Source organism: Anaerotignum sp. (assembly GCF_031981185.1).
GTDB lineage: Bacteria > Bacillota > Clostridia > Lachnospirales > Anaerotignaceae > Chakrabartyella.
Genome location: NZ_DALYUL010000007.1, coordinates 60,566 through 61,616, shown reverse-complemented (window position 1 = coordinate 61,616; position 1,051 = coordinate 60,566). Strand labels below are relative to the sequence as shown.

Genomic DNA, 1,051 nt, shown 5'->3' with positions numbered 1-1,051 from the left:
AGGGGACAAGAACTGTAAGAAAATCCTGTCTCAATGTGTTAGATAAAGCGGGTAAAATTATTAACGAAAATTATAAAAATCAAGTGACATTATTTGAAAATGATATAATCAGATTGGCAGAAAACAACAATCAAAGTTCAGAAGTGATAGTTGATCCAAGTCTTCCTTTGTTAGAAGAGATCATATATCTTGAAGTAGCACACAATGAAATTTTTAAACAAATTATTGATAATGGTGTTTTGATAGAGGGTAAAAAGTATGTAGTTTATTCCGCTACAACTGGTCAAGTCAGAAACCAAGAGGCAACATTAATACAAGAAGAATTTTACAATAATAATGAGGATAATTTCTTATGTGGTCTTACGTTGGATAAGATAAATGCCAAGGGTGGTTGCAATACAGGGAAATTTATTGCTTATAAATCCTTACCATTGTCATCAAGTATTGTTAGAGATGAATATGAGATTGATATTGATAAATGTATTGTAGTTGATGATTTTAAAACTGTAGTGTCGGATATGGTTCATTTTTTGGATGTAGAGACACTTGAGTTTGAAGATAAAGTAATGCCCATAGATATTGACGTTATGGATGGTGCAGGTATATTTTTACCAAATGAACTGCCTTCAAGTTGTCAAATAAGAGGTAGGTTTATAAAGGGTTGTCTTTTCCCTTTTGATTTTCGTAAATTTGCTAAGGAAATTGCAGGTAATATCATTATAAAAGATGTTAAGGGTGAAGAAGTTAATATTATTGATAGGGATATACGATTCATCTTAACAAAGAGTCAGGTTAAAATGATAGCATATTATGATAGTTGGGAAGAATATAAGCAAGCATTTAAAAGGAATAATTTGAAGTTATCTATTAACAGTTTTGCGAATCCACCTCAAGATACTGTCAGATTGGCATATCAATATCTACAGACTTTGGATAAGCAAAAAGTCACAGATGAGGATATAAGAAAACTATGTTCTATGTCAGTTGAGCATATTAAAAACCTTCATAAAGACAAGGGCACTATGTTGAAAGCAGTGGGGGCAATTGAAGC

The 1,051-nt window shown here is 31.7% G+C and carries 1 pseudogene; it reads left to right on the top strand.

Annotation, left to right across the window (positions count from 1 at the left end):
* Positions 1–1,051, top strand: a pseudogene (locus RTK36_RS05480) (hypothetical protein); the annotation flags it as partial.